Origin of the sequence: Kitasatospora sp. NPDC048286 (genome assembly GCF_043201735.1) — a bacterium.
In the GTDB taxonomy this organism is placed as follows: domain Bacteria; phylum Actinomycetota; class Actinomycetes; order Streptomycetales; family Streptomycetaceae; genus Kitasatospora.
This window is the reverse complement of sequence record NZ_JBICZE010000005.1, coordinates 406,507-427,152: the sequence shown is the minus strand read 5'-3', so window position 1 is coordinate 427,152 and position 20,646 is coordinate 406,507. Positions and strand designations below refer to the sequence as shown.

The 20,646-nt window shown below is 71.0% G+C and carries 13 protein-coding genes; 12 read left to right on the top strand and 1 reads right to left on the bottom strand.

From position 1 onward, the window contains the following. Positions 1 to 128 precede the first annotated feature (128 nt). The 3 genes from ACGF13_RS14435 to ACGF13_RS14425 all read left to right on the top strand — a co-directional run bounded on the left by ACGF13_RS14435 (position 129) and on the right by ACGF13_RS14425 (position 7,643). Positions 129 to 2,891 carry a SpoIIE family protein phosphatase gene (locus ACGF13_RS14435; RefSeq protein WP_392873675.1) on the top strand — a complete coding sequence of 921 codons (2,763 nt, stop codon included), beginning with the start codon at positions 129 to 131 and terminating at the stop codon, positions 2,889 to 2,891. Positions 2,892 to 3,119: 228 nt separating this feature from the next. Next, positions 3,120 to 5,720, top strand: coding sequence for a SpoIIE family protein phosphatase (locus ACGF13_RS14430; RefSeq protein ID WP_392873672.1), 2,601 nt, complete (start codon positions 3,120 to 3,122; stop codon positions 5,718 to 5,720). Positions 5,721 to 5,813: 93 nt separating this feature from the next. Next, positions 5,814 to 7,643, top strand: a complete 1,830-nt coding sequence (locus ACGF13_RS14425) for an ABC transporter family substrate-binding protein (protein ID WP_392873669.1) — start codon at positions 5,814 to 5,816, stop codon at positions 7,641 to 7,643. On the opposite strand, the gene ACGF13_RS14420 is transcribed toward ACGF13_RS14425, so the two are convergent. Then, positions 7,640 to 8,359: an alpha/beta fold hydrolase gene (locus ACGF13_RS14420; protein ID WP_392873667.1), complete on the bottom strand. Its 720-nt coding sequence runs from the start codon at positions 8,357 to 8,359 to the stop codon at positions 7,640 to 7,642. The two genes, ACGF13_RS14425 and ACGF13_RS14420, sit on opposite strands and share 4 nt — an antisense overlap. 334 nt (positions 8,360 to 8,693) lie before the next feature. On the opposite strand from ACGF13_RS14420, the gene typA reads away from it, so the two are divergent. The 9 genes from typA to ACGF13_RS14375 all read left to right on the top strand — a co-directional run bounded on the left by typA (position 8,694) and on the right by ACGF13_RS14375 (position 20,643). Next, on the top strand, positions 8,694 to 10,601 hold the full coding sequence (gene typA / locus ACGF13_RS14415; RefSeq protein ID WP_392873664.1) for a translational GTPase TypA: 1,908 nt from the start codon (positions 8,694 to 8,696) through the stop codon (positions 10,599 to 10,601). A 431-nt stretch (positions 10,602 to 11,032) separates the two neighbouring features. Then, the gene (locus ACGF13_RS14410) at positions 11,033 to 12,667 is read left to right on the top strand and encodes an ABC transporter substrate-binding protein (RefSeq protein WP_392873661.1); all 1,635 of its coding nucleotides are present in this window, start codon (positions 11,033 to 11,035) and stop codon (positions 12,665 to 12,667) included. 140 nt (positions 12,668 to 12,807) lie between these two features. After that, on the top strand, positions 12,808 to 13,734 hold the full coding sequence (locus ACGF13_RS14405) for an ABC transporter permease (RefSeq protein WP_392873658.1): 927 nt from the start codon (positions 12,808 to 12,810) through the stop codon (positions 13,732 to 13,734). Continuing rightward, positions 13,727 to 14,671: an ABC transporter permease gene (locus ACGF13_RS14400; protein ID WP_392873655.1), complete on the top strand. Its 945-nt coding sequence runs from the start codon at positions 13,727 to 13,729 to the stop codon at positions 14,669 to 14,671. The genes ACGF13_RS14405 and ACGF13_RS14400 overlap by 8 nt, the downstream gene beginning before the upstream one ends. A 19-nt stretch (positions 14,672 to 14,690) precedes the next feature. Then, complete coding sequence (locus tag ACGF13_RS14395; protein ID WP_392873652.1) at positions 14,691 to 15,740, top strand: ABC transporter ATP-binding protein; 1,050 nt, start codon at positions 14,691 to 14,693, stop codon at positions 15,738 to 15,740. Beyond that, positions 15,733 to 16,752 (top strand): ABC transporter ATP-binding protein, encoded by a 1,020-nt coding sequence (locus ACGF13_RS14390; protein ID WP_392873649.1) that lies wholly within the window; start codon positions 15,733 to 15,735, stop codon positions 16,750 to 16,752. The genes ACGF13_RS14395 and ACGF13_RS14390 overlap by 8 nt, the downstream gene beginning before the upstream one ends. Positions 16,753 to 16,931: 179 nt before the next feature. Beyond that, positions 16,932 to 18,557 carry an ABC transporter substrate-binding protein gene (locus ACGF13_RS14385; RefSeq protein WP_392873646.1) on the top strand — a complete coding sequence of 542 codons (1,626 nt, stop codon included), beginning with the start codon at positions 16,932 to 16,934 and terminating at the stop codon, positions 18,555 to 18,557. A 162-nt stretch (positions 18,558 to 18,719) separates the two neighbouring features. Beyond that, complete coding sequence (locus ACGF13_RS14380; RefSeq protein ID WP_392873644.1) at positions 18,720 to 19,646, top strand: ABC transporter permease; 927 nt, start codon at positions 18,720 to 18,722, stop codon at positions 19,644 to 19,646. After that, on the top strand, positions 19,639 to 20,643 hold the full coding sequence (locus ACGF13_RS14375) for an ABC transporter permease (protein WP_392873641.1): 1,005 nt from the start codon (positions 19,639 to 19,641) through the stop codon (positions 20,641 to 20,643). The genes ACGF13_RS14380 and ACGF13_RS14375 overlap by 8 nt, the downstream gene beginning before the upstream one ends. The last annotated feature ends 3 nt before the right edge of the window (positions 20,644 to 20,646 follow it).

Sequence of the window (20,646 nt, the reverse complement as noted above, 5' to 3'; positions counted from 1 at the left end):
AAGACGACCTAGGCGCCGGGATAGCCTGGGTGCTGCTGGGTATGTCACTTTTCGGCACTATTCGTCACCATCGGTGAGCCGTCCCCAGCCGGCGACGCCGATCCCGACCAGAGCCGGAGGCCCCGTCGGTGTCGAGTTCCGGGAACGGCGGCGGGGGAGAGCGGCGGGCAGGCTCCGCGGGGAGCGCCGCCGCCCGCGCCCGACTGCGCCGCGCCGCCCGTCCTGCCGCCCCCCAGCCTCCGGCCGGCCGCCGCCGCGGCGGCACCGTCGAGGCCGCCGGCACCGCCACCCCCACCGCCGCGCGGCCCCACCAGCCGGCCCCGACCCTGGCGGTGGCCGAGCCGGCCCCCCGGCCCGGCGGCCTGCGCAGCCGTCCCGGACGGCCGTTCCCCGGCGGGTCCGCCGACGCCCCCGGGGGCTCCGGCACGCCGGCCGAGGGCCTGCTGGACATGCTCAAGGTCGCCATCGCGATCCTGGACACCGCGGGCCGGGTGGTGCTCTGGAGCCCGGCCGCCGAGGAACTGCTGGGCTGGCCGAACGAGCTGCTGGTCGGCCGCCGGATCGACGAGCTGATCCCCGACCGGGAGCAGGTCGCCCGGATCCGGGCCGCGATCCAGTCCACCCTGCGGGACGGCCGCTGGGCTGGCCACGCCGAACTGCTCGACCGGGACGGCCTGGCCGTCGCCATGGACGCCCGGATCTCCCTCCTGGTGGACGGCGACGGCACCCCGTTCCTCCAGGTCAACATGGCCGAGGTGGCCGCCGTCCAGGCCGTCGAGCGGGACCTCGCGGTGCGCGACGCGCTGTTCGAACAGTCCCCGCTGGGCATCGCCATCATGGACACCGACCTGCGCTACACCGCCGTCAACCGGACCCTCGCCGAGATGAACGGCGTCGCCCCGGACGGCCACGTCGGCCGGACCACCGGCGAGACCCTGCCGGAGCGGGCGGCCGACGAGATCACCGCCATCCAGCGCCAGGTGCTGGCCACCGGCGAGCCGGTCATCGACGTCACCCTGGCCTCCCCGGTCACCACCCGGGCCGGCTACCGCTCGATCTCCTACAGCCGGATGACCGACCGCTCCGGCCGGGTGCTCGGCATCTCCGGCACCGTGATGGACGTGACCGAGCGTTACCGGGCGGTGGCCAAGGTCGAGCACGCCCGGCGCCGGCTCTCGCTGCTCAACGAGTTCGGCTCCCGGGTCGGCGACCTGCTGGACGCCTCCCGGATCGCCCAGGAGCTGGCCGGCTCGGTCGTCCCCCGGCTGTCCGACCACTCGGCGGTGATCCTGCTCCAGGCCGTCGCGCACGGTGACGACCTGCCCCGGCACGGCCACGACCGGCGCACCTCGCTGCTCCAGCTCGGCACCGCCTCCGTCCAGGACGGCCCCGAGGTGGACGTGATGCTGCGCCGCGGCGCCCGGATCACCTTCGCCGAGGACTCCGTCTGCGGCCGGGTGCTGCGCACCGGCGTGCCCGAGCTGGTCTCCGGCGCCGACCAGTTGGACGACGTCACCTACCCGGGCGACCCGAAGATGCAGGCCGCCCGGGACCTCGGCGTGCACTCGATGCTGGTCGTGCCGCTGCGCGCCCGCGGCATCGTGATCGGCCTGCTGCTGGTCAGCCGGGCCGGCTACCGCGAGGGCTTCGACCGGGACGACCTGGCCTTCACCGTCGAGCTGGCCGACCGGGCCGGCAGCTCACTGGACAACGCCCGCCTCTACGCCCGCGAGCGCACCGCCGCGCTCACCCTCCAGCGCACCCTGCTCCCGCAGCAGGTCCCGCAGCCCACCGGCGTCGAGGTCGCCTACCGGTACGTGCCCGGCAGCAGCGGCACCGAGGTCGGCGGCGACTGGTTCGACGTCATCCCGCTGCCCGGCGACCGCACCGCGCTGGTGGTCGGCGACGTGATGGGCCACGGCCTGCGGGCCGCCGCCACGATGGGGCGGCTGCGCACCGCCGTCCGGGTGCTGGCCGCCCTCGACCTGCCGCCGGACGTCCTGCTGCGGCACGTCCACGAGCTGGCCGACGACCTCGCCCAGGGCCCGGACGAGGCGCTGCTGGCGACCTGCGTCTACGCGGTGTTCGACCCGGCGACGGCCCGGCTCACCGTCGCCAAGGCCGGCCACATCCCGCCGGTGCTGGTGGCGCCGGGCGGGGACGCCGCGGAGCCGACCCGCACCGGCGGCCCGCTGCCCGGCGGCGTCGGCCACATCCTCGACCTGCCCTCCGGCGCCCCGCTCGGGGTGGGTGGAGTCCCGTTCGAGTCGGTCGAACTGAAGATCCCCGAGGGCAGCCTGCTGGCGCTGTGCACCGACGGCCTGGTGGAGTCCCGGGACAAGGACCTGGACGTCGGCCTCGGCCGGCTGGTCACCGTGCTCCAGGAGCCGCACGCCTCCATCCAGGCCGCCTGCGAGGCGGTGCTGGACACCATGGAGCAGGGCCGGGAGCCGGACGACGTCGCCCTGCTGCTGGCCCGGCTCGGCCACGGCCAGGCCGGCACCCCGACGGCGGGCTGGACCCTCCCGGCCGAGCCCACCGCCGTCTCCCGGGCCCGCCGGCTGGTCCGCGCCACGCTCCTCGAGTGGGGCGTCGAGGAGCTCACCGACATCGCCGAGCTGCTGGTCAGCGAGCTGGTCACGAACGCCGTCCGGTACGCCAGCGCCCCCATCGGGGTGCGGCTGACGCTCGGTGAGACGCTGCTGGTCGAGATCTCCGACCCACTGCCCGACCCGCCCCGGGAGCGGCACGCGGCCGTCGCCGACGAGGGAGGACGCGGCATCGAACTGGTCCACCGGCTGGCACTGCGCTGGGGCGCCCGGGCCGAGGGCGTCGGCAAGGTGGTCTGGTTCGAGCAGGCGCTGCCGGGTAGTGAGCCGGATGGATCGTGATCGGAGCGAACAGCAGGGGAGCGGTGTCGAACATGCCATCGGGCGCCCGGGGGGAGCGCGCGCTCCGGAAGGGGGTGCGAGCGTGGCATTGTGGTTGCGCGGGCGGTAGGACAAAAACCTTCGCCCGATCTGATGTTGTGATGTTGAGGGCGTGTGAACGTACCCCTCGATGATGAATACTCGGTCTTCTCGACATCCGGACGGTCGCGGGTTGGAGGGGTCGGTCCGTTGAACAGCACTCCGGCGCGGAGCGCGTCGCCGAGCAGCAGCGGTCATGCCGCCGTGCCCGGACAGGCCGGGTCCGCGCACCTGCCCGTACGGGACGGCGCGGCCGCGGGCCGCGGCCACCGCCCCGCCGACCGGGACCGGTCCTGGGGCGGCAACGACCCCGGCTCGATCTACGACTACATCCGGGTCGCCACCTTCGCGATCGGCCCCGACGGGCGGATCAGCCAGTGGAGCGAGCGCGCCGCCGAGTTCTTCGGCGTCCCGGCCGCCGAGGCCGTCGGAGCCGACCCGATCGCCACCTTCGTCCCCCGCGAGCTCTGGCAGCGCGGTCGCGCCCGGCTGGAGCGCACCCTGGCGGGCGAGGAGTGGGTCGGCACCACCCCGTACCGGGACGCCGACGGCGGCGAGGGCCTCGCCGAGCTCTACCTGATGCCGGACAGCTCGCTGCCCACCGCGGGCGCCACCTGTCTGGCCGTCGACCTCGGGCGGCTGCGCCGGATCGAGACCGACCTGGCCGCCTCCGAGGCCGTCTTCGGGCAGACGCCCACCGGCTTCGTGCTGTTCGACGACCGGCTGCGGCTGCAGCGGGTCAACGACGCCTTCGCCTCCGGGATGGGCCTGGTCCCCACCGACCTGGAGGGCCTCACCCCGCACGACCTCTTCCCGCCGTCCGAGGCCGACCGGCTCACCGCCGCCCTGCGCAAGGTCCTGGCCACCGGTGAGCCCGTCTTCGACCTGCGCTTCCACGGCGCCGTCCCGACCCGCGAGGGCAACCGGCTCTGGGCCGTCTCGCTGTACCGCCTGAACGGCGTCGCCGGGCAGACCATGGGCGTCGCCGGGCAGGTCTCCGACGTCACCAGCCGGCACGTCGCCGAGCGCGAGGCCGACGGCGTGCGCCGCAACCTGGCCCTGCTCAACGAGGCCAGCGCGCACATCGGCTCCACGCTCGACCTGGAGACCACCGCCAAGGAGCTGCTGGACGTCGTCGTCCCGCCGTTCTGCGACCTCGCCACCGTCGACCTGTACACCGCGCTGCTCTCCGGCGAGACCGTGCCCAGCGCGGGCCGACTCGGCGACACCGTGCTCACCGACGGCAGCGGCGAACTGCGCCGGGTCGCCGTCTCCAGCGTGGTCGGCGGCGCCTCCTCGGTGCTCGGCTCGGTCACCGGCCTGCCGATCGCCGAGGCCGGCGGCACCCTCTGCTACCCGCGCCGCTCCCCGCACGCCCGGGCGCTGCGCACCGGCCGCAGCGTCGTCCCCGAGCCAGGGCGCGACCCGCTGCTGCGCTCCACCCTGATCGTCCCGCTGGTCGCCCGCGACCAGGTGCTCGGACTCGTCCAGCTCTCCCGGGCGATCGGCAGCGAGCCCTTCGACGCCCGCGACGTCGCGATCGCCGAGGAGCTGGTCGCCCGCGCCGCCGTCTGCATCGACAACGCCCGGCTCTACCGGCGCGAGCACGAGCGGGCGCTGATCCTCCAGCGCAGCCTGCTGCCCCCGGGCAACCCGGCCGCCAGCGGCCTGGAGATCGCCTGCCGCTACCTGCCCAGCAACAACAACACCGAGGTCGGCGGCGACTGGTTCGACGTCATCCCGCTGCCCGGCAACCGCACCGCGCTGGTCATCGGCGACGTGATGGGCCGCGGTCTGCGCGCCGCCGTCGCGATGGGCCAGCTGCGCACCGCCGTCCGCACCCTGGCGATGCTCGACCTCGACCCGGCCGAGGTGCTCACCGCCCTGGACGAGATCGCCCGCGGCCTCGGCGACGACTCGGTCCCGGCCGGCCCGCCCACCCCGTACGGGCGGCTCACCTCGACCGCCGACGAGGAGGCCCGTGAGGTCTACCTCGCGACCTGCGTCTACGCGGTCTACGACGCCGTCACCCGCCGCTGCCTCTTCGCCAACGCCGGCCACCTGCCGCCCGTGCTGCTCAGCCCCGGCGAGGGCTCCCGGATGCTCGACGTGCCGCCCGGCCTGCCGCTCGGCGTCGGCGGCGAGCCCTTCGAGGAGGTCGAGCTGACCCTCCCGGACGGCGCCGTGCTCGCCCTCTACACCGACGGCCTGGTGGAGAGCCGCAAGCACCAGCTGGACGAGGGCCTGCGGGCCTTCCGCTCCGCGCTCTCCGACGAGGGCAAGGGGCTGGAGGACCTCTGCGACCACGTGCTCGGCGAGCTCAACCCGCACCACGGCGAGGACGACATCGCCCTGCTGATGGCCAAGGTGCACGCCTTCCCCGACGACGCCGTCGGCAACTGGTTCCTGCCGCCCGAGCCCACCTCGGTGGCCAAGGCCCGGGAGCTGGCGTGCAGCTGGCTGCTCTCCCGGGGGCTGGAGGAGCTGGTCGACACCACCGAGCTGCTGGTCAGCGAGCTGGTCACCAACGCGCTCAAGCACGGCCGGGGCGAGATCCGGCTGCGGCTGCTGCGCGAGCGCAGCCTGGTCTGCGAGGTCTGGGACGACGGCTACGCCCAGCCCCGGCAGCGGCGCGCCCAGGAGACCGACGAGGGCGGGCGCGGCCTGCAGCTGGTCAGCCTGCTGGCCGAGCGCTGGGGCAGCCGGCGCACGCCCAAGGGCAAGATCGTCTGGTTCGAGCTGGCGCTGTAGTCATCGGAAACGGTGGGCCGGACGGGTGCAGTCGCCCGGCGGCCCGCCGTGTCGGCACGGTCCCGGGGCCCCGGGCGGCGTTCGATGGCCGCCATGCGCGTCCGCCAGCTCACCGCCGCAGCCGCCGCGCTGCTGCTCGCCGCCGGTCTCGGCGGCTGCTCCGACGACTCGGGGCCCGCCCACACACCCGCCCCCGTGCCCGTCCCGGCCGATCCCACCGCCACCACCGGGGACGTCGGGCCCGCCGACCGTGCCGCCGTCCGGGACGGCGGCACGCTGCGCTGGGCCGTGGACGGTGTCCCGGCCACGCTGAACGTCTACCAGGGCACGGCCAACGCCGACTCGGCGCTGCTCGCCCACGCCCTGTACCCCTCGCTGTTCCGGCCCGACGAGCACGGCCGGCTCGTCCCCGACCCGGACTACCTGGCCGGAGCCGAGTCCACCCCGCCCGGGCCGGGCCCGCAGGTGGTGACGTACCGGCTCAACCCGAACGCCGTCTGGAACGACGGCACCCCGGTCTCGGCCGCCGACCTCGACGCCCAGCGGACCGCGCTGTCCGGCCTGGACCCGGCGTACGGGGGCGCGCGGGCGGTCGGGTACGACGCCATCGACTCGGTCACCCAGGGCGCCGACCCGTCCGAGGTGCGGGTGACCTTCCGGCGGCCGTACGCCGACTGGCGCTCGCTGTTCGGCCCGCTCTACCCGGCCGCCGAGACGGCCACCCCGGCCGCGTTCGGCCGACCGCTGACCGGAGGCGGGCCGAGCGCCGGGCCGTACACCGTCGCCCGGTACGACGCCGAGGACGGGACGGTCAGTGTGGTGCGCAGCCCGCTCTGGTGGGGCGACCCGCCGAAGGCCGACCGGATCGACTTCCTCGCCGCGCCGCCCGAGCAGCGACTGGACGCGCTGGACCAGGACCGGCTGGACATCGCCCCGCTCACCGCGGCCGTGGACCGGGCGGTCCCGGTCCCGGCCGCCGACGCCACCGCCGCCGCCGCCGCCTCGGCCTCCCCCTCCGTCGCGCCGCCGCCTGCGGCCGCGCCCGAGGCGGCGGCACTGGCACTGCACCGGGCCGAATCGCTGCCCGGCGTCACCGTGCACCGGGCCGCCGCGGCCTCGCTCACCCAGCTCACCCTCAACGCCGCGCGCGGCCCGCTGACCGACCCGCTGGTGCGCCGTGCCCTCACCCGGGCCGTCGACCGGCAGCGGATCGCCGACGCCGCGCTCACCCCGCTCGGCCTGCCCGCCGCGCCGCTGGGCAGCCACCTGCTCGCGGGTGACCAGGAGGGCTACCGGGACAACAGCGGCGCGGCCGGTCCGGGGGACCCGGGCCGGCTGCTGGACGAGGCGGGCTGGAAGCGGCCCGGCGGCGGGGGCACCCGGACCAAGGGCGGCAAGCCGCTCTCCCTCTCGATGCTCGTCCCGGCCGGTTCGGCGACCGCCAAGCGCACCGCCGACGCGCTCACCGCCGGCCTCGCGGACGCCGGGATCGCGGTGCAGCAGGTGCCCGCGCCCGCCGACTCCTTCGTCGGGGAGCACCTGGCCGCCGGGGACTACGACCTCGCGCTGCTCACCTGGCCGGCCGGCCCCAGCCCGGCGATCGAACAGCGCCCCGCCTACGCCAAGCCCCGGCCCGACCCCGACGGGGTGCCCGAGCCGGGCGGCAACTTCGGCCGCAGCGGCACCGAGGAGATCGACCGACTGTTCGAACGGGCGGCCACCGAGTCGGACCAGGCGGCCCGGCTGGACCTGCTCCAGCAGGCGGACGTACGGATCTGGGAGCTCGGGCACTCGGTGCCGCTCTACCAGCGGCCGGAGCTGGTCGGGGTCAGGACCGGGGTGCTCGGCGCGGGCGCGTACGGCTTCGGGTGGCCGCGCTTCCAGGACGTGGGCTGGAGCGAACCGGACACCGGGCAGGACTAGGGCCGCAGCTCCCGGGCGAAGCGGCGCAGGGCGTCGGTGAAGGCCTCCGGGGCGTCGAAGTTGGCGAGGTGCCGGGCCCGGGGTACCAGCTCGATCCGGGCCCGCCCGTGCGAGTGGGCGGCGGCGAAGGCGCGCTCGCCGGAGCGGAAGGCCGAGTCCTTCTCCCCGTTCAGGATCAGCACCGGGGCCTCGACCCGGCGCAGGACGCCGGGCTCGAAGCGGCCCAGCACCGAGGCCCAGGCGGCGGGCAGGGCCTCGAAGCCGTACCCGGCGCGGATCGTCTCCGCGACCACCCGCGCCGGGTAGAGCCGGCGCAGCAGCCCGTCGTTCCACCGGGACAGCCGCGCGGCCGGGACGCGCGGCACCAGCGCGCCGACCGCCCGGTACGGGACCGCCCAGCGCCCCCGGGTGTCGGCGCTCGCGCCGGCCAGCACCAGCCCGCGCAGCAGTTCGGGCCTGCGCAGGGCGAACTCCAGCGCGACGTACCCGCCCAGCGAGTGCCCGACCACCAGCGCGGGCCCGCCGCCCAGCTCCTCCACCCCCGCGGCGACGCTCGCGCAGGCGGCCGTCAGGCTCCACGGCTCGCCGCGCCGGGTGCCGTGCCCCGGCAGGTCGACGGCCACCACCGGGAACTCCTCCCGCAGCGCCGCCAGCTGCGGGCTCCACTGCCCCGCGCTGAAGCGGGTGCCGTGCACCAGGACGATCGGGACACTCATCGGGCCACCTCCGCGGGCTCCGGCATGCGTTCGACATCGGAGATCCGGCGCAGCCGGGCCCCGGGCCGTCGGATCACGAACGGAAGACTGTCGGAGCACGGCCGGTCGGTGAAGGGTGTGTGACCCACCTGTGATCTTGATCCCGCCGGACCAGCTCGTTTCCGCCCACCTCCGCCCTTCCCCGTACGATAGGAGGAAGCCGCGGCATGGCCATGTGCCCGGCGGGTGGACCGGTAGTAGCAGGCGGAACGGGCGGCGGCGATCGACAGGGATCGCAAGTGCGCGTCACGCAGCCGGGCGCCGCAACCCACGATTCCGGGAGAATCCGCAAGGCATGCCCACGCGCAACGACATCCGTAACGTCGCCATCGTCGCCCACGTCGACCACGGCAAGACCACGCTGGTCGACGCCATGCTCAAGCAGGCCGGCGCCTTCGCCGCCCACCAGCAGCTCGATGACCGGATGATGGACTCCAACGACCTGGAGCGCGAGAAGGGCATCACCATTCTCGCGAAGAACACCGCGGTCAAGTACCACCCCAAGGATGGTGGCGCGCCGATCACCATCAACATCATCGACACCCCGGGCCACGCCGACTTCGGTGGCGAGGTCGAGCGCGGTCTGTCGATGGTGGACGCGGTCGTCCTGCTGGTCGACGCCTCCGAGGGCCCGCTGCCGCAGACCCGCTTCGTGCTGCGCAAGGCGCTCTCCCAGCGCCTGCCGGTCATCCTCTGCATCAACAAGACCGACCGTCCGGACTCCCGGATCGACGAGGTCATCAACGAGACCTACGACCTGTTCCTGGACCTGGACGCGGACGAGGAGCAGATCGAGTTCCCGATCGTCTACGCCTGCGCGCGTGACGGCGTCGCCTCGCTGACCAAGCCGGAGAACGGCACCGTTCCCGCGGACAGCACCAACCTGGAGCCGTTCTTCTCCACCCTGCTGGAGCACGTCCCGGCCCCCAGCTACGACGAGGACGCCCCGCTCCAGGCCCACGTCACCAACCTGGACGCCGACAACTTCCTCGGCCGCATCGCGCTGCTCCGCGTCGAGCAGGGCGAGCTGCGCAAGGGCCAGACCGTGGCCTGGATCAAGCGCGACGGCTCGATCCAGAACGTCCGCATCTCCGAGCTGCTGATGACCGAGGCGCTCACCCGCAAGCCGGCCGAGGTGGCCGGCCCCGGTGACATCTGCGCCGTCGCCGGTATCTCCGACATCATGATCGGCGAGACCCTGGCCGACCCGGAGAACCCGATCGCGCTGCCGCTGATCACGGTGGACGAGCCGGCCATCTCGATGACCATCGGCACCAACACCTCCCCGCTGGTCGGCCGTGGCGGCAGCGGCAAGGGCGCGGACGCCAAGTCCGGCGCGGGCAAGGTCGACCGCAAGGTCACCGCCCGCCAGGTGAAGGACCGCCTGGACCGCGAGCTGATCGGTAACGTCTCGCTGCGCGTGCTGGACACCGAGCGTCCGGACGCCTGGGAGGTGCAGGGCCGCGGTGAGCTGGCGCTGGCCATCCTGATCGAGACCATGCGCCGCGAGGGCTTCGAGCTGACCGTCGGCAAGCCGCAGGTGGTCACCAAGGAGGTCAACGGCAAGACCCACGAGCCGGTCGAGCGCCTCACCGTGGACGTGCCCGAGGAGCACATGGGTGCCGTCACCCAGCTCATGGGCGTCCGCAAGGGCCGCATGGACAACATGTCCAACCACGGCTCGGGCTGGGTCCGGATGGAGTTCGTCGTCCCGTCCCGCGGCCTGATCGGCTTCCGGACCGAGTTCCTCACCAACACCCGCGGCACCGGCATCGCCCACTCGATCCACGAGGGCCACGAGCCGTGGTTCGGCCAGCTGACCACCCGCAACAACGGCTCGCTGGTCGCCGACCGCTCCGGTGTGGTCACCGCCTTCGCGATGACCAACCTCCAGGAGCGCGGCGTGCTCTTCTGCGACCCGGGCACCGAGGTGTACGAGGGCATGATCGTCGGTGAGAACTCGCGCTCCGACGACATGGACGTGAACATCACCAAGGAGAAGAAGCTCACCAACATGCGTTCCTCGAACGCGGACGTGGCCGAGTCGATCGTCCCGCCGCGCAAGCTCTCGCTGGAGCAGTCGCTGGAGTTCTGCCGCGAGGACGAGTGCATCGAGGTGACCCCGGAGACGGTTCGCATCCGTAAGGTCGTTCTCGACGCGAAGGACCGCGGCCGCACCGCCTCGCGCGCCAAGAAGGTGTGATCCGGACGCACTGAACGGCCATTGGCCGGAATGATTCGCCCCCCTTTCCCATGGAGAGGGGGGCGAACTTTTTCAACTACTCCAAGTTGTCGGGGCCGCTATTCACGGAATAGCGCTCATCACACCCGGGTGTCCGCTGAGCGGACGTGACAGTTCGTCATCCGTGACGACTGTCCGTTTGGTGCCTGTCTGGCTATGTCTCAAATGTCCGGTTTTCGAAACTTACCGACTGTTCATGTGACCTAATTGAGATCGTCACTGGTCACTTTCGTGTCCGTGCGTGACGGATAGTGGGTGCAGTCAGGCTCGGGTCAAGGGTGAACGCGCAGGGGTGCGCGCCGAAACCACGAGCGCGGACGGCACAGCGGGCCCGGTGACCACCGTTCCGCGATGCCCTCCTCGTTGCAACGTCGAATTCAGGAGGCACACCGATGCGCGGTGCGAGCCAGGCCAAGTGGGTTGTCGCAGCTGTTGCTGTCGCCCTCGCTGCGACTGCGTGCAGCAGCAGCGACTCCTCCGGGGGTAGCTCCGAGGGCGGTGCGGTCAACGCCGCCGCCAGCTTCAGCTACCAGAGCGGTGAGCCGCAGCGTCCGCTCCAGCCGGCCAACGCCAATGAGAACATCGGCGGCCGTATCGTCAAGGAGCTCTTCAAGGGCCTCGTCGACTACGACCCCGCGACCGGTGCGCTGCGCAACCAGGTGGCCGACAAGATCGAGACCACCGACGCCAAGAACTACACCGTCACGCTGAAGTCCGGCTGGACCTTCCACGACGGCACCCCGGTCACCGCCGCGTCCTTCGTCAAGGCCTGGAACTGGTCGGCCAACACGAAGAACAACCAGATCAACTCGTCCTGGTTCTCCGACATCGTCGGCTACGACGCCGTCCACCCGGAGAAGGGCGACCCGACGGCCACCGAGATGTCCGGCCTGAAGATCGTCGACGACACCCACTTCACCATCGAACTGACCAGCCCCGTCTCGTACTTCACGTACAAGCTCGGCTACGCGGCCTTCTCCCCGCTGCCCGAGGGCTTCTTCTCCGACCCGGCCGGCTACGGCCAGAAGCCGGTCGGCAACGGCCCCTACAAGTTCGTCTCGTGGGAGCACAACAAGGCCATCACCGTCCAGACCTTCGACAAGTACGCGGGCACGGACAAGCCGAAGAACGGCGGAATCGTCTTCCGCAACTACAGCGCCGGTGAGGCCGCGTACAAGGACCTGATGTCCGACACCCTGGACGTCCTGGACCAGGTCGACTCGACCGACCTCCCGAAGTACAAGGACGACCTGGGCAAGCGCGCCGTCGACCAGGCTCAGGGCGCCATCCAGAACGTCGGCTTCGCGCTGTACCAGGGCGACTGGAACGCCCCGGGCAAGGAGAAGGTCCGTCAGGGCATCTCGATGGCGATCGACCGCGACACCATCACCAAGACCGTGCTGAACGGCAACCGCCTCCCCGCCGACTCGTGGGTCGCCCCGGGCGTCATGGGCTACAAGGCCGGCACCTGCGGTGAGTTCTGCAAGTTCAACCCGGAGAAGGCCAAGCAGCTGATCCAGGAGGGCGGCGGCGTCCCCGGCGGCAAGGTCACCATCCTGTACAACGCCGACGGCAGCCACAAGGAGTGGGTGGACGCGGTCTGCAACTCCATCCGCCAGTCGACCGGCGTGGACTGCACCGGTGACCCGAAGCCGGACTTCAAGACCGTGCGTGACGTCGTCACCAACAAGCAGGTCCAGAGCATGATGCGTACCGGCTGGGTGCAGGACTACCCGCTGAACGCCAACTTCCTGCGTGACGTCTACGGCACCGGCGCCTCGTCGAACGACAACCAGTACTCCAGCCCGGAGTTCGACCGCCTGGCCAAGGAGGCGGACGCCGCCACCTCGGTCGAGAAGACCGCCGAGCTGTACCAGCAGGCCGAGGCCCAGCTGGCCAAGGACATGCCGTCCATCCCGCTCTGGTACTACAAGACCAGCTCCGGCTACTCCAAGAACGTCCAGAACGTGAAGTTCGACTCCTTCGGCGACCCGGTCTTCACCGACGTCGAGGTCAAGAAGAAGTAATCGGTCGGCACCGCCTGACCCGGTGACAACGGCCGGTGCCCGTCCATCCCCACAAGGGCGAGGACTGGCACCGGCCGTTGGCACGCCGACTTATCTCTTGCCGGGTTGACGGGCCCGGCAGAGCCATACATGGAGGCACGATGGGGCGCTTTGTCGCGAGGCGACTGCTCCAGATGATCCCGGTCTTCTTCGGAACGACCTTGCTCATCTTTGTCATGGTGCACGCGCTGCCGGGTGATCCGGTGGCCGCGATGTGGGGCGACAAGGCGCCGGACCCGGCCCAGGTTGCCGCCCTGAAGCACCAAATGGGTTTCGACAAGCCGATGTTGCAGCAGTACTTCCACTACATGGGGGGCCTGCTCACCGGTGACTTCGGGACCACCCTGGCCAACCGGCCGGTGCTCGACGTGATCACCGAGGCGCTGCCGGTCACGCTCCGGCTGGCGCTGTTCGCGTTCGCCATCGAGATCGTGCTGGGCATCGGCATCGGCCTGTTCGCCGGCCTGCGCCGCGGCAAGGCGTTCGACAAGGGCGCCCTGATCTTCACCCTGCTGCTGATCTCGATCCCGGTCCCGGTGCTCGGCTTCATCTTCCAGACGATCTTCGCGGACGACCTGAAGTGGGTCACGCCGACCGTCCAGGACTCGAACGACATCACCCAGCTGGTGCTGCCGGCCATCGTGCTCGGCTCGGTGTCGCTGGCCTTCGTGGCGCGTCTCACCCGCACCTCCATAGCCGAGAACATCAAGGCCGACTACGTCCGCACCGCGGTGGCCAAGGGCCTGCCGCGGCGCAGGGTGATCGGCACCCACCTGCTGCGCAACTCGCTGATCCCGGTGGTCACGTTCCTCGGCACCGACCTGGGCGCCCTGATGGGTGGCGCGATCGTCACCGAAGGCATCTTCAACGTCAAGGGTGTCGGCAACGCGCTCTTCCACGCGATCAACCTGAAGGAGGGCTCGACGGTCTCCGGCTTCGTCGCCTTCCTGGTGATCGTGTACCTGGTTGCCGGCCTGATCGTCGACCTGCTTTACGCGGTCCTGGACCCGAGGATCCGTTATGCCTGACCTGACCGAGAAGAAGACGGCCGGGGAGACCCCGGCCCCGGCCGCTGCCGCCGCCGCGGTCGCCAAGCCGGAGAAGGCGCGCAGCCTCGGCTCCGACGCCTGGCACGACCTGCGCCGCAAGCCGATCTTCGTGATCTCCGCGCTGCTCATCGTGCTGCTGATCGTCATCGCGATCGCGCCGGGCCTGTTCACCTCGGTGGACCCGCGGGCCGGCGACCTGCGCAACCACTACCTGTCGAAGCCGAACTACAGTCACTTCTTCCAGCCCGACTGGTTCGGCTACGACCTCCAGGGCCGCAGCATCTACGCCCGCGTCATCTACGGCGCCCGCGCCTCGGTCGTGGTCGGCATCTGCGTCACCGTGGGTGTGACCGTCATCGGCGGCATCGCCGGTATGCTCGCCGGTTACTTCGGCGGCTGGATCGACACGATCATCTCCCGGGTCACCGACATCTTCTTCGGTATCCCGCTGCTGCTCGGCTCGCTGGTGGTCCTGAACGCCTTCACCTCGCGCACCGTGTGGAGCGTGGTCTTCGCGCTGGTCGCCCTGGGCTGGACCCAGATGACCCGTGTCATGCGCGGCTCGGTGATCACGGTGAAGCAGGCCGACTTCGTGACGGCGGCCAGGGCCCTCGGCGCCGGCACCACCCGGATCATGTTCAAGCACATCCTGCCGAACGCGATCGCCCCGGTGATCGTCGTCGCGACCATCGCCCTCGGCGGCTACATCGCCACCGAGGCGACGCTGAGCTTCCTCGGCATCGGTCTGCAGGACCCGACCATCTCCTGGGGTATCGACATCAACTCGGCCCAGAAGGTGATCCGTACGGCGCCGTTCGCCCTGTTCTTCCCCGCCGGCATGCTGAGCCTCACCGTGCTGGCGTTCATCATGCTCGGCGACGCGGTGCGCGACGCCCTCGACCCGAAGCTCCGCTGAGAGAAGAGGTGACGACCCGATGACCACCGTGATCGAGAACAACCAGAAGAACGATCGTCTCGAAGTTGGCACCCCTCTCCTGGAGGTGAAGGACCTCCACGTGGAGTTCCACACCCGGGACGGGATCGCCAAGGCCGTGAACGGCGTCAACTACTCCGTCGCGGCCGGCGAGACGCTCGCCGTGCTCGGCGAGTCCGGCTCCGGCAAGTCCGTGACGGCGCAGACCATCATGGGCATCCTGGACATGCCCCCGGGCAAGGTGACCCAGGGCGAGATCCTGTACCGCGGCCAGGACATGCTCAAGATGAGCAACGAGGAGCGGCGGCAGGTCCGCGGCCGGAAGATCGCGATGATCTTCCAGGACGCGCTGTCCGCGCTGAACCCGGTGCTCAGCGTCGGCTACCAGCTCGGCGAGATGTTCCGCGTGCACCAGGGCGCCTCCAAGAAGGAGGCGAGGGAGAAGTCCATCGAGCTGATGGACCGGGTGCGCATCCCCGCCGCCCGGCAGCGGGTGGACGACTACCCGCACCAGTTCTCCGGCGGTATGCGCCAGCGCATCATGATCGCCATGGCGCTGTCGCTCCAGCCCGACCTGATCATCGCGGACGAGCCCACCACCGCCCTGGACGTGACCGTCCAGGCCCAGGTGATGGACCTGCTCGCCGAGCTGCAGGCCGAGTACAACATGGGCCTGATCCTGATCACCCACGACCTCGGCGTGGTCGCCGACGTCGCGGACAAGATCGCCGTGATGTACGCGGGCCGGATCGTGGAGACCGCCCCGGTGCACGAGCTGTACGCGAACCCCGCGCACCCGTACACCAAGGGCCTGCTCCGCTCCATCCCGCGCCTGGACCAGAAGGGCCAGGAGCTGTACGCGATCAAGGGCCTGCCCCCGAACCTGCTGAAGGTCCCGACCGGCTGCGCGTTCAACCCCCGCTGCGACGTCGCCACCGACCTGTGCCGCACCGAGATCCCGGCGCTGCACCACGTGACGGACAAGGACGGCAAGGAGCTCGCCGGCCGCCGCAGCGCGTGCCACCTCTGGAAGGAGACCCTCCATGGCTGAGAACATCCTGGAGGTCAAGGACCTGCACAAGCACTACCCGCTGACCCAGGGCATCCTCTTCAAGAAGCAGGTCGGTGCGGTCAAGGCGGTCGACGGCATCTCCTTCGAGCTGAAGAAGGGCGAGACCCTCGGCATCGTCGGTGAGTCCGGCTGTGGCAAGTCCACGCTGGCCAAGGTGCTGATGAACCTGGAGCGGGCCACCTCCGGCCAGGTGCTGTTCAAGGGCGAGGACATCTCCCGGCTGTCCGGCGCGGCGCTCAAGTCCGTCCGCCGCAACATCCAGATGGTGTTCCAGGACCCGTACACCTCGCTCAACCCGCGCATGACGGTCGGCGACATCATCGGCGAGCCGTTCGAGATCCACCCCGAGGTGGCGCCCAAGGGCGACCGCCGCAAGGCCGTCCAGGACCTGCTGGACGTCGTGGGTCTGAACCCGGAGTACATCAACCGGTACCCGCACCAGTTCTCCGGCGGCCAGCGTCAGCGCATCGGCATCGCCCGCGGCCTCGCGCTCAAGCCCGAGATCATCATCTGCGACGAGCCGGTCTCCGCCCTGGACGTGTCCGTCCAGGCGCAGGTGATCAACCTGCTGGAGCAGCTGCAGGGCGAGTTCGGCCTCTCCTACATGTTCATCGCGCACGACCTCTCCATCGTCCGGCACATCTCCGACCGCGTCGGCGTGATGTATCTGGGCAAGATGGTCGAGATCGGCTCGGACGAGGAGATCTACGAGAACGCCACCCACCCGTACACCCAGGCGCTGCTCTCCGCGGTGCCGGTGCCGGACCCGACGGCGCGCGAGTCCCGCGAGCGGATCATCCTCAGCGGTGACATCCCCTCGCCGGCCAACCCGCCGTCCGGCTGCCGCTTCCGCACCCGCTGCTGGAAGGCGGAGGAGAAGTGCTCCGAGGAGATCCCGCTGCTCGCGGTCCCCTCGCTGCTGAAGGGCCCGGCCGCGCACGAGTCGGCCTGCCACTTCCCCGAGGTCCGGGAGCAGGCCGCAGCGGCCTGATCCCCCGGTGGTCCCAGGAAGGGCCCGTGGCGTTCGCGCCGCGGGCCCTTCCGGCGTTCCGGCGCCGCGTCAACTCGACGGGAGGTCACCGCACCCGTCCGGGTGCTCCTGACTCGCGCCGTCGCCGGGGCGCGCTTCTCATGGGGTGTGATGCGACAACACCCTGAGGAGGAACCTCCATGCCCGTAGCCGCCCGTGCTCGCTGGGTCCTCGCCGTCGCGACGTCCGTGGTCCTGGTGGCCACCGGGTGCAGCAACAACGACGGCGGAGGAGGCAGCGGCTCGTCGGACGCCAGCAAGTCCTTCAGCTACCAGAGCAACGAGCCGCAGAACCCGTTGCAGCCCGCCAACGCGAACGAGGTCGGCGGCGGTCGCATCATCCAGAACCTCTTCAAGGGGCTGGTCGACTACGACCCGGGCAACGCCCAGATCCGGATGCAGGTCGCCGAGAAGATCGACACCAGTGACTCGCAGACCTTCGAGATCACGCTGAAGGACGGCTGGAAGTTCCACGACGGCACCCCGGTGCACGCCCGGAACTTCGTCGACGCCTGGAACTGGGGGGCCAACCCCGCCAACAACCAGATCAACAGCTCCTGGTTCTCCGACATCGAGGGCTACGAGGACGTCCACCCGGCCTCCGGCCAGCCCACCTCGGACAAGATGTCCGGGCTGACCGTCACCGACGACCTCCACTTCACCGCCAAGCTCAGCCACAAGGTCTCGTACTTCGAGTACAAGCTCGGCTACATCGCCTTCTCGCCACTGCCCGAGGGCTTCTACTCCGACCCGGCCGGGTACGGGCAGAAGCCGGTGGGCAACGGCCCGTACCAGTTCGTCAGCTGGTCGCACAACAGCAACGTGACGACCAAGGCCTTCCCCGACTACCAGGGCGTGGACAAGCCGAAGAACGGCGGCATCGTCTTCAAGATGTACACCACGTCCGAGGCCGCCTACGCCGACCTCCAGTCCAACAACCTGGACGTGATGGACCAGGTGCCGCCGTCCGCGCTGGCCACGTACAAGAGCGACCTCGGCGACCGCGCGGTGGACGAGCCGCAGGGCGCCATCCAGAACATCGGCTTCACGCTCTACCAGGCCGACTGGGCCCCGCCGGAGAAGGCCAAGGTGCGCCAGGGCCTGTCGATGGCGATCGACCGCGCCACCATCACCAAGACGGTGCTCCAGGGCTCCCGCAAGCCCGCCACCGCCTGGGTGGCCGAGGGCGTCGAGGGCTACAAGTCCGGTACCTGCGGCGACTTCTGCACGTTCGACGCGGCCAAGGCCAAGCAGCTGATCCAGGATGGCGGCGGCGTCCCCGGCAACAAACTGATGATCACCTACAACGCGGACGGCGGCCACAAGGAGTGGGTCGACGCGGTCTGCAACTCGATCCGGCAGAGCACCGGGGTCGACTGCCTGGGCGACCCGAAGCCCGACTTCAAGACCGCGCGGGCCGCGATCACCGGGCACACCGTCAACGGCGCCTTCCGCACCGGCTGGGTGCAGGACTACCCGCTGAACGCCAACTTCCTGGCCGACGTGTACCGCACCGGCGCCGCGTCCAACGACTTCGGCTACAGCAGCCCCCAGTTCGACGAGGCGGCCACCCGGGCCGACGAGGCCGCCAGCGTCGCCGACACGGTGACCGGCTACCAGCAGGCCGAAGCGGTGCTGCCGAGCGGGATGCCGGCCATCCCGCTCTGGTACTACCGCACCAACTCGGGCTACTCGACCAAGGTGCAGAACGTGAAGTTCGACTCCTTCGGCAACCCGGCCTGGACCCAGGTCGAGGTCAAGGGCTGAGCCCCGACTCCTCGCACCGGCCCCGCCCTCCCCGCACGGAGGGCGGGGCGCGGTCTCTCGGCCGACCGGCCCGGTCGGCCGGGCACCCCGACCGGACAGCCGGCCGGACACCCGGTCGGAACCCGGCCGGAACCCGCTCGGACACCTAGGAAGGAGGCTCGGATGGGCAGTTACGTGCTGCGGCGGGTGCTGCAGATGATCCCGGTGTTCTTCGGCACCACGCTGCTGATCTTCCTGATGGTCTACACGCTGCCGGGCGACCCGGTCGCGGCGCTGTTCGGCGAGAAGGCCGCCGACCCGGCCGTGGTCGCCAGCATCAAGCACACGTACTACCTGGACCAGCCGATCTGGAAGCAGTACCTGCACTACATGGGGAACCTCTTCCAGGGGGACTTCGGCACCAGCTTCACCGGCCGTCCGGTCACCGACATCATGGCGGACGCCTTCCCGGTCACCATCCGGCTCGCCCTGATGGCGTTCGTCTTCGAGATGGTCGTGGGCCTCGCCCTGGGCCTGGTCTCCGGACTGCGGCGCGGCAGCATCCCGGACACCCTGGTGCTGATCCTGACCCTGGTGGTCATCTCGATCCCGGTCTTCGTGCTGGCCTACATCGCGCAGACGGTGTTCGCCACCAACCTGGGCTGGGTCACGCCGACGGTGCAGGACAGCTACGACCTGACCCAGCTGATCCTGCCGGCGATCGTGCTGGGCTCGCTCTCGCTCGCGTACGTCGCCCGGCTCACCCGGACGTCGATCGGCGAGAACCTGCGGGCCGACTACATGCGCACCGCGGTCGCCAAGGGCCTGCCCCGGCGCACCATCACCTCCCGCCACCTGCTGCGCAACTCGCTGATCCCGGTGGTCACCTTCCTCGGCACCGACCTCGGCGCGCTGATGGGCGGGGCCATCGTCACCGAGGGCATCTTCAACGTGCAGGGCATCGGCAACGTCCTGTACCGGGCGATCAACCAGAAGGAGGGCCCTACCGTGGTCGGCATCGTGACCGTCCTGGTGATCGTCTACCTGGTCGCCAGCCTGCTCGTCGACCTGCTCTACGCGGTCCTGGACCCGAGGATCCGCTATGCCTGAGCCCGACATCCACGACGAGGAGTCGTACGAACCGCACCCCAAGCCGGGGGTCGTGCGCCTCGACTACGCGGGCGAGCAGGGCATGGCCGTCGAGCAGGAGACTTTAGTCGAACCCGACGTGGAGAAGCGCGAGGCGGCCCGCAGCCTGTGGGGCGACGCCTGGCGGGACCTGCGCCGGCGGCCGATCTTCCTGCTCTCGGCGCTGCTGATCCTGCTGCTGGTGATCATGGCGATCTTCCCCGGGGCGTTCACCGACGCGGACCCGCGCGCGGCCGACCTGGTGAACAACTACCTCAGGCGGCCGGACTGGAGCGACTTCTTCGGGGCCGGCTGGTTCGGCTACGACGCGCAGGGCCGCTCCATCTACGCCCGGGTGGTGTACGGCGCCAGGGCCTCGATCACCGTCGGCATCTTCGTGACCGCCGCCGTCACCCTGCTCGGCGGGCTGACCGGGATGGCGGCCGGCTACTTCGGCGGCTGGATCGACGCGCTGCTCTCCCGGATCACCGACATCTTCTTCGGTATCCCGCTGCTGCTCGGCGCGCTGGTGCTGCTGAACGCCTTCGCCACCCGCACGGTGTGGACCGTGGTCGTCGCGCTGGGCGTGCTCGGCTGGACCCAGATCGCCCGCGTCATGCGCGGGGCGGTGCTGACCGTCAAGCAGTCCGACTACGTGGTGGCCGGCCGGGCGCTCGGGGCCGGGACGGGCCGGCTGATGTTCCGGCACATCCTGCCGAACGCGATCGCCCCGGTGATCGTGGTGGCGACCATCGCCCTCGGCGGCTACATCGCCACCGAGGCGACGCTGAGCTTCCTCGGCATCGGTCTGCAGGACCCGACCATCTCCTGGGGCATCGACATCGCCTCCGCCCAGAAGGTGATCCGGACCGCGCCGTACGTGCTGTTCTTCCCGGCCACGGCGCTCTCGATCACCGTGCTGGCCTTCATCATGCTGGGCGACGCGGTGCGCGACGCCCTCGATCCGAAGCTTCGCTGAGCG

Bases quoted from the DNA above. Each gene is read 5' to 3' on its own strand.
- ACGF13_RS14380 (WP_392873644.1), top strand. From the start codon at position 18,720: ATGGGCAGTTACGTGCTGCGGCGGGTGCTGCAGATGATCCCGGTGTTC.
- ACGF13_RS14405 (WP_392873658.1), top strand. From the start codon at position 12,808: ATGGGGCGCTTTGTCGCGAGGCGACTGCTCCAGATGATCCCGGTCTTC.
- ACGF13_RS14395 (WP_392873652.1), top strand. From the start codon at position 14,691: ATGACCACCGTGATCGAGAACAACCAGAAGAACGATCGTCTCGAAGTT.
- ACGF13_RS14385 (WP_392873646.1), top strand. From the start codon at position 16,932: ATGCCCGTAGCCGCCCGTGCTCGCTGGGTCCTCGCCGTCGCGACGTCC.
- ACGF13_RS14375 (WP_392873641.1), top strand. From the start codon at position 19,639: ATGCCTGAGCCCGACATCCACGACGAGGAGTCGTACGAACCGCACCCC.
- ACGF13_RS14410 (WP_392873661.1), top strand. From the start codon at position 11,033: ATGCGCGGTGCGAGCCAGGCCAAGTGGGTTGTCGCAGCTGTTGCTGTC.
- ACGF13_RS14400 (WP_392873655.1), top strand. From the start codon at position 13,727: ATGCCTGACCTGACCGAGAAGAAGACGGCCGGGGAGACCCCGGCCCCG.
- typA (WP_392873664.1), top strand. From the start codon at position 8,694: ATGCCCACGCGCAACGACATCCGTAACGTCGCCATCGTCGCCCACGTC.
- ACGF13_RS14420 (WP_392873667.1), bottom strand. From the start codon at position 8,359: ATGAGTGTCCCGATCGTCCTGGTGCACGGCACCCGCTTCAGCGCGGGG.
- ACGF13_RS14390 (WP_392873649.1), top strand. From the start codon at position 15,733: ATGGCTGAGAACATCCTGGAGGTCAAGGACCTGCACAAGCACTACCCG.
- ACGF13_RS14425 (WP_392873669.1), top strand. From the start codon at position 5,814: ATGCGCGTCCGCCAGCTCACCGCCGCAGCCGCCGCGCTGCTGCTCGCC.